The sequence below is a fragment of the Actinomadura hibisca NBRC 15177 genome, from assembly GCF_001552635.1.
Taxonomy (GTDB): domain Bacteria; phylum Actinomycetota; class Actinomycetes; order Streptosporangiales; family Streptosporangiaceae; genus Spirillospora; species Spirillospora hibisca.
In genome coordinates, this window is record NZ_BCRO01000131.1 from 21872 (window position 1) to 28001 (window position 6130).

The window sequence follows — 6130 nt, forward strand, 5'->3', positions numbered from 1 at the left end:
GGGTCAGGCGGTGTTGACGACCTGGAAGGCTTCGGCGAGGCGGCCTTCGGGCAGCCCGGCGGCGGCCGCGTTGGCGCCCAGGAAGCCGCGCAGCATGGTCTCCAGCTGGCCTTCGGGCATGTGCGCGGTCTGGGTGCGGTGCGACTTCAGCGCGGCGAGCTTGCGGTCGTAGTGGTCGGTGATGTCCACGGTGTGGTTGACGGAGGGGCCGCCGGTCAGCCACACCTCCCGCGCCGTCCACGCCGCCAGGCCGTCCTCGACCAGCAGCTCGGGGTGCGCGTAGGGGTTGCGGGCGTCGGGGTAGACCGCGTCCAGCGCCGCCGAGCCCACCGCGCGGTGGTCGGGGTGGCTGGGGTAGATCCGCTCGTAGTTGCGCTCGGGGCTCGGCATCAGCACCCGGTCGGGCCGCACCTGCCGGATGACGCGGGAGATGTCGCGGCGCAGCTCGAAGGTGGCCGCGACGCGGCCGTCGGGGTAGCCGAGGAAGCGCACGTCGGTGACGCCGACGGCCTTGGCCGCCGCGCGCTGCTCGTCGCGGCGCAGCTGGGCCATCTCCGCGCGGGTGATGCCGTCGTCGAAGCCGCCCGCGTCGCCGTCGGTGACCATCAGGTACACGACCTCGACGCCGCGGTCGGTCCAGCCCGCGACGGTGCCCGCCGCGCCGAAGTCCACGTCGTCGGGATGGGCCATCACCACGAGGATGCGGCTGATCTCGCCGTCGTCCAGAACGCTCGTCACCTTTCCCACTGTATGCGGCGCTAGATCGCTTCGCTGGATTGGGCCTGGGACGGCGGCCTTCGCGAGGGTACAGCTGGGAACATGCGCAAACTCATCAACGCCCCGGCGGACGTCGTCACCGACGCGCTGCGCGGCCTGGCCGCCGCGCACCCCTCGCTGCGGGTCGATCCGGAGGCCGGGATCGTGGTGCGGGCGGACGCGCCGCGGATTGGGAAGGTGGCCCTGGTGTCGGGCGGCGGCTCGGGGCACGAGCCGCTGCACGCGGGGTTCGTCGGGTACGGGATGCTCGACGCCGCCGCGCCTGGGGAGGTGTTCACCAGCCCGGTGCCGGACCAGATCTTGGCCGCGACCACGGCGGTCAGCGGCGGCGCGGGCGTGCTGCACGTCGTGAAGAACTACACCGGCGACGTCATGAACTTCCAGATGGCCGCCGAGCTGGCCGAGGACGAGGACGTCGAGGTCGTCTCGGTGCTGGTGGACGACGACGTGGCGGTGCAGGACAGCACCTACACCGCCGGACGGCGCGGCACCGGCGCGACGTTGTTCGTGGAGAAGATCGCCGGGGCGCTGGCCGAGGAGGGCGCGGACCTCGCCGCCGTCGCGGCCGTGGCGCGGGAGGTGAACGAGCGGTCGCGGTCGTTCGGGGTGGCGCTGTCGCCGTGCACGGTCCCGGCGGCGGGACGGCCGACCTTCGAGCTGGGCGCCGACGAGATCGAACTCGGCATCGGCATCCACGGCGAGCCGGGCCGCGAACGCGCCAAGGCGGCCACCGCCGCCACCGCCGCCGAGATCGTGGACGCGACGCTGACCGCGATCGACGCGGACATGCCGCTGGCCGGGCAGGAGCTTTTGGTGCTGGTCAACGGCATGGGCGGCACGCCGCTGATCGAGCAGTACATCGCCTACGGGGCCGCCGCCGACTGGCTGGCGGGGCACGGCGCGAGCGTGGCGCGACCGCTGGTGGGCGGCTACGTGACCAGCCTGGAGATGGCCGGGGTGATGATCACGGTGTGCCGGGCGACGCCGGAGCTGCTGCGGTTGTGGGACGCGCCCGTCGAGACTCCGGCACTGCGGTGGGGCCGGTGAACGCGGGCGGGTCGTCGGGCGGGTCATCGGCCGGGTCATCGGCCGGGTCATCGGGCGGGTCGTCGGGCGGGACGCTGGACGCCGCCGTGTGGATCCGGCTGGCGGCTGAGCGTGTGACCGCCGAGGCGGACCGGCTGACGGCGTTGGACGCGGCGATCGGCGACGGCGACCACGGGCACAACCTGGAACGCGGCTTCGCGGCGGCGGTGGCGGCGCTGCCGGAGCTGCCGGAGGGGATGCCGCCGGGCAAGGTGCTGGTGGCGGCGGGCCGGGCGATCATCTCGAAGACGGGCGGGGCATCGGGCCCGCTGTACGGGACGGCGCTGCGGCGTGCGGGGAAGGCGTTGGGCGAGGCGGGGGAGATCGACGCGGCGGGCTTGGGTGCGGCGCTGCGGGCGGCGCTGGAGGGCGTCCAAGAGCTGGGTAAAGCGGTCGAGGGCGACAAAACACTGGTGGACGCCCTGGGCCCGGCGGTGGCGGCCTACGAATCCACCCTGACGGCCGGTGGGGACCTGGCGGCCTGCACGCGGGCCGCCGCCGACGCGGCGCGGGAGGGCGCGGAGGCGACGATTCCGCTCCAGGCGCGCAAGGGCCGCGCGAGCTATTTGGGGGAGCGGAGCGTGGGGCACATGGACCCGGGCGCGTCTTCCACGACGCTGATTTTGGAGGCGCTGGCCGATGCCGTCTGAATCTGTCGTCGGAATCGTGGTGGTGTCGCACAGCCGGGCTTTGGCTGAGGGCGTGGCCGAGGTGGCGCGGGCGATGGGCGTCGGAAAGGCGGTGATCGAACCCGCTGGAGGCGATGCTGAGGGCGGTCTGGGAACCAGCCCGGACCTGGTCGAACGGGCGGTGGCGGCGGCCGACAGCGGGGACGGTGTAGTGCTGCTGGCCGACCTGGGCAGCAGCGTGCTGACCGCCCGCCTGGTGGCCGAGGACGCTGAGACGCGGGTGGTACTGGCGGACGCGCCGCTGGTGGAGGGCGCGATAGCGGCGGCGTCCACGGCGGCGGCGGGGGGAGGGCTGGAGGAGGTGGTGGCGGCTGCTGAGTCGGCTTACGACTTCCGAAAGAGGTAGGGACGGCCGCTGGCTCCAGAGCCGCCCTTACAGAACTACGCAGCCCCTACCGCCCCGCCCCACCGTCCACCACGACATCCCCGCCACAGCGCCGCCCCATAACAGCGCCGCCCCGCCCCACAACAGCGCCGCCCTGCCCCCCTACAGCCGACTCCCGAGCCGCTAGGCGAGGGGGGCGGCTGGGGCTTGGAGGCCCGCAGGGCCTCACAAGCGTGCAGCCGCCCTCAGCGGATCACAGGTCACCGCGTACGAGAAGACGGACAAGGTCGGTCACCCGCTCCAGTGGCGTGACCCCGTACGCGGAGACGTACACGCGCCCCTCCGCGATCACACGCCGGTACTCATGACGTACGGGTTCGCTGTGCGCCACCTCGGCGAACGGGCGGGCTCCATGGGGCGTTTTCAGGACGGCTTGCACACCCTCGTACCGGCGCAGGCCCCGGATGAGCGAGACCAGTGCCAGCGACTCCGCGACCTCCCGCTCAAGCATCGTCCGGCCCCAACACCACGAAGACCGCCTTGCCACCGCCCGCCAGTGAGTTCCACCCCAGGGCCTTGGAGACTTCTTGGACGACGGCCAGCCCCCGCCCGGACTCGGCGAGAAGGTCAAGCTCGCGCACCATCGGCATGACCGGGGAGCTGTCCAGCACTTCGAGCACGGGGCCGCAGTCGGCGACGTAAGCCCGCACCGTGACCGTCTCGTCGCCCGCGTGCTGCCGGGCGTTCTCGATCAACTCGGTGACCGCGAGCTGCGCGACGTACGTGCACGGTTCGGCGTTCAGCATCGCGCACGTCTTGGCGATCCACTGCCGGGCCGCGTGCAGGTGTTCGGGGTCGGTACTGATCTCGATCGTGTGTGGTTCGCACATGCGATCACCTCGGGGGATGTCTGTGATGTGCTTCACACACTGCTCCCGGACAGAGCATCCTGAGATTGCAAGGACCCAGGTCACAGACAGCCCGGCCACTCTCCGGTCATGCCCAGTCATGCACGGTCAAGGAGCCCCCCATGGCGCAGACCCCCAAGAAGCTCGACCCCTCACGCGGGCCACTCCACCTGTTCGGCGCGGAGGTCCGGCACCACCGGGAGCGCGCGGGCCTCAGCCTGCGCGCGCTCGCTGAGGTGATCCCGTACGGGGCGTCCACGATCTCCGAGATCGAGCGGGGCGACGCCGGGTGTGATCGGGTCTTCGCCGAAGTCGCAGATGAGGTCCTGGACACCGGCGGGGCGCTCACTCGTCTGCACGACGGCCTGTTCGACGGTCGCTCGGCGAGCTTCCCGCGCTGGTTCCAGGAGTGGCCGGACCACGAGGCCGGAGCCGAGATCCTGCGCTCCTACCAACCGCTGCTGGTGGACGGCCTCCTGCAGACCGAGGGGTACGCCTCCATCCTGCTGGAGGGTGACCGGGCGAAGGTCGAAGGACGCATGGCGCGACAGGAGATCTTGTCCCGGGAGGTGCCACCGAGGTTCCTCTACCTGCTGCCGGAACACGTGCTGTGGAGACGCGTGGGGAGCGTGGAGACGATGCGCCAGCAGCTCCTGCGGCTCGCGGACGCCGTGTCCCCGCGTTGCTCGATCCAGGTCATCCGGGACGGCGAGCCGCACAAGGGAAACGCGGCCGGTTTCATCATCGCGACCATGCCGGGCGGGGAGAGCGTCGCCTACACTGCGGGTGAGCCGCACGGATGGGTCCTGGACGGGCGATCGGAGGTGGCGCGTCTTCAGGAGCGCTTCGCCGATCTCGCGACCTTCGCCCTGCCGGTGGCGCTGTCGGTAGAGCTGATCCGGAACGTTGCGGAGGAACGATGGAAAGCGTGACGTGGCGTAAGGCGAGTGCTTCGGGCAACGACGGTGATCACTGCGTCGAGCTGGCGAACCTTGGTCCGGCCGTAGGGATGAGGGACTCGAAGTCCCCCGAGGCCGGACACCTCACAGTTGACCGGGCGTCCCTGCGCGCGCTGGTGGCCCGCATCAAGGCGTAGGCAGGCAGAGAGGGCCCCGGCACCTTCCATAGGGCGACCGGGGCTCTTCCATCTCTGGGCGGGCTTCTCGGCCGCCGTCGTCAGGGGTGGAGATCTGGCAGGCCTTACAAGCACGCAGCCGCCCTCCTCGCCTGGCGGCTCAGAGTGCGGCTGGTTAGGGGAGCCTGCGGCGCTGATCAACGCCTGGCATGATCTCGTGCGCTCCAGGGGGTACCCGCGTTACTTCGCCGACTTCTCCGAAGCCGAGAGCAGCGCCGTCATGCTGCGCAACTACGAGAACCGCATCGTTTACGGACTCCTTCAGGCCCGCGTGTACGCCGAGGTCATTCTGAGCAACCCTCGGGCCGTCGAGGAGCGCTTGCGTCGGCAAGAGATCCTGACCCGCTCGAACGCCCCTACGCTGTTCGCTGTCCTGGACGAGTCGATCTTGTACCGGGAAGTTGGCGGGCCCGAAGTCATGCGGGCTCAGCTCGAATGGCTCCAAGAGGTCGCCGGGTGGCCGCACGTGACGTTGCAGATCGCCCTCATGATCTTCCACCGGGGCGCACGAGCGCCCTTCACGATCGCCACTCAGCCCGACCGCAGCGAAGTCGTCTACCTGGAGAACGCCGCACGAGGCGAGGCAAGCGCGGAAGCAACGGACCTCTCGGCTGTAACCGAGACCTTCGCTAGGCTGCAAGCGAACTCGCTTTCGGCGAGTGCTTCGGTATCCCGGATCGGGAAGGTCGTGAGCGAACGATGGACGTGAATCGCGCTCTTTGGCGGAAGGCGTCGTACAGCAGCGAAGCCGGGGACAACTGCGTCGAGCTGGCGGCCCTTGGCGAGGTCGTGGGCGTGCGAGACAGCCAGGCTCCCGAGACGGGGCACCTCACCGTTGACCGGGCGTCCCTGCGCGCGCTGGTGGCCCGCATCAAGGCGTAGGCAGGCAGAGAGGGCCCCGGCACCTTCCATAGGGCGACCGGGGCTCTTCCACCTCTGGGAGGGCTTCTCGGCCGCCGTCGTCAGGGGTGGAGGCCTGGCGGGCCTCAACAAGCATGCAGCCACCCTCCTCGCCTGGCGGCTCGGAGTGCGGCTGGTTAGGGGAGCCTGCACGGGGTGGGGTTGTTGGTTGGGTGCGGGGCGCAGGGTTGAGGTTGATGGGCCCGTGTGGGAAACCCGCGCGGGGTGGGATCGCTGGGTATCTGGATCAACCCCGCGCGGGCTGAACTCGTTGGGCACGTGCACAAACCCGCGCGTGGCTGAGGTGCGC

Annotated in this window: 10 protein-coding genes; 7 read left to right on the forward strand and 3 right to left on the reverse strand. The window is 70.8% G+C overall.

The window, feature by feature from the left end; genetic code table 11:
• Positions 1-3: 3 nt before the first annotated feature.
• Positions 4-690 (reverse strand): PIG-L deacetylase family protein, encoded by a 687-nt coding sequence (locus AH6_RS40420; RefSeq protein ID WP_067491498.1) that lies wholly within the window; start codon positions 688-690, stop codon positions 4-6.
• A 129-nt stretch (positions 691-819) separates the two neighbouring features.
• Here AH6_RS40420 and dhaK point away from each other — a divergent pair, with 129 nt between their 5' ends.
• From dhaK to dhaM, 3 genes are all read left to right on the forward strand, one after another.
• On the forward strand, positions 820-1824 hold the full coding sequence (gene dhaK, locus AH6_RS40425) for a dihydroxyacetone kinase subunit DhaK (RefSeq protein WP_067491472.1): 1005 nt from the start codon (positions 820-822) through the stop codon (positions 1822-1824).
• A gap of 86 nt (positions 1825-1910) precedes the next feature.
• Positions 1911-2513, forward strand: coding sequence for a dihydroxyacetone kinase subunit DhaL (dhaL, locus tag AH6_RS40430; RefSeq protein ID WP_281180314.1), 603 nt, complete (start codon positions 1911-1913; stop codon positions 2511-2513).
• Positions 2503-2898 carry a dihydroxyacetone kinase phosphoryl donor subunit DhaM gene (gene dhaM / locus AH6_RS40435; protein WP_067491474.1) on the forward strand — a complete coding sequence of 132 codons (396 nt, stop codon included), beginning with the start codon at positions 2503-2505 and terminating at the stop codon, positions 2896-2898. Before dhaL ends, dhaM begins: the two co-directional genes overlap by 11 nt.
• A gap of 232 nt (positions 2899-3130) precedes the next feature.
• Here dhaM and AH6_RS40440 read toward each other — a convergent pair whose 3' ends face one another.
• Positions 3131-3388, reverse strand: coding sequence for a hypothetical protein (locus AH6_RS40440; RefSeq protein ID WP_067491479.1), 258 nt, complete (start codon positions 3386-3388; stop codon positions 3131-3133).
• A complete protein-coding gene (locus tag AH6_RS40445; protein WP_067491481.1) occupies positions 3381-3767 on the reverse strand; it encodes an ATP-binding protein in 387 nt (128 codons plus the stop codon). The genes AH6_RS40440 and AH6_RS40445 overlap by 8 nt, the downstream gene beginning before the upstream one ends.
• A 140-nt stretch (positions 3768-3907) precedes the next feature.
• Between AH6_RS40445 and AH6_RS40450 the strand changes: the two genes are divergently transcribed.
• The 4 genes from AH6_RS40450 (at position 3908) to AH6_RS40460 (ending at position 5802) form a co-directional block, all read left to right on the forward strand.
• A complete protein-coding gene (locus tag AH6_RS40450; RefSeq protein ID WP_067491483.1) occupies positions 3908-4717 on the forward strand; it encodes a helix-turn-helix domain-containing protein in 810 nt (269 codons plus the stop codon).
• Positions 4705-4881, forward strand: coding sequence for a DUF397 domain-containing protein (locus AH6_RS43210; RefSeq protein WP_083983931.1), 177 nt, complete (start codon positions 4705-4707; stop codon positions 4879-4881). Before AH6_RS40450 ends, AH6_RS43210 begins: the two co-directional genes overlap by 13 nt.
• 196 nt (positions 4882-5077) lie before the next feature.
• The gene (locus AH6_RS40455; protein WP_067491487.1) at positions 5078-5629 is read left to right on the forward strand and encodes a DUF5753 domain-containing protein; all 552 of its coding nucleotides are present in this window, start codon (positions 5078-5080) and stop codon (positions 5627-5629) included.
• Positions 5620-5802 (forward strand): DUF397 domain-containing protein, encoded by a 183-nt coding sequence (locus tag AH6_RS40460; RefSeq protein WP_067491489.1) that lies wholly within the window; start codon positions 5620-5622, stop codon positions 5800-5802. Before AH6_RS40455 ends, AH6_RS40460 begins: the two co-directional genes overlap by 10 nt.
• Positions 5803-6130 lie beyond the last annotated feature (328 nt).

Bases quoted from the DNA above. Each gene is read 5' to 3' on its own strand.
- AH6_RS40460 (WP_067491489.1), top strand. From the start codon at position 5,620: ATGGACGTGAATCGCGCTCTTTGGCGGAAGGCGTCGTACAGCAGCGAA.
- AH6_RS40420 (WP_067491498.1), bottom strand. From the start codon at position 690: ATGGCCCATCCCGACGACGTGGACTTCGGCGCGGCGGGCACCGTCGCG.
- AH6_RS40450 (WP_067491483.1), top strand. From the start codon at position 3,908: ATGGCGCAGACCCCCAAGAAGCTCGACCCCTCACGCGGGCCACTCCAC.
- dhaM (WP_067491474.1), top strand. From the start codon at position 2,503: ATGCCGTCTGAATCTGTCGTCGGAATCGTGGTGGTGTCGCACAGCCGG.
- AH6_RS40445 (WP_067491481.1), bottom strand. From the start codon at position 3,767: ATGTGCGAACCACACACGATCGAGATCAGTACCGACCCCGAACACCTG.
- AH6_RS40440 (WP_067491479.1), bottom strand. From the start codon at position 3,388: ATGCTTGAGCGGGAGGTCGCGGAGTCGCTGGCACTGGTCTCGCTCATC.
- AH6_RS43210 (WP_083983931.1), top strand. From the start codon at position 4,705: ATGGAAAGCGTGACGTGGCGTAAGGCGAGTGCTTCGGGCAACGACGGT.
- dhaK (WP_067491472.1), top strand. From the start codon at position 820: ATGCGCAAACTCATCAACGCCCCGGCGGACGTCGTCACCGACGCGCTG.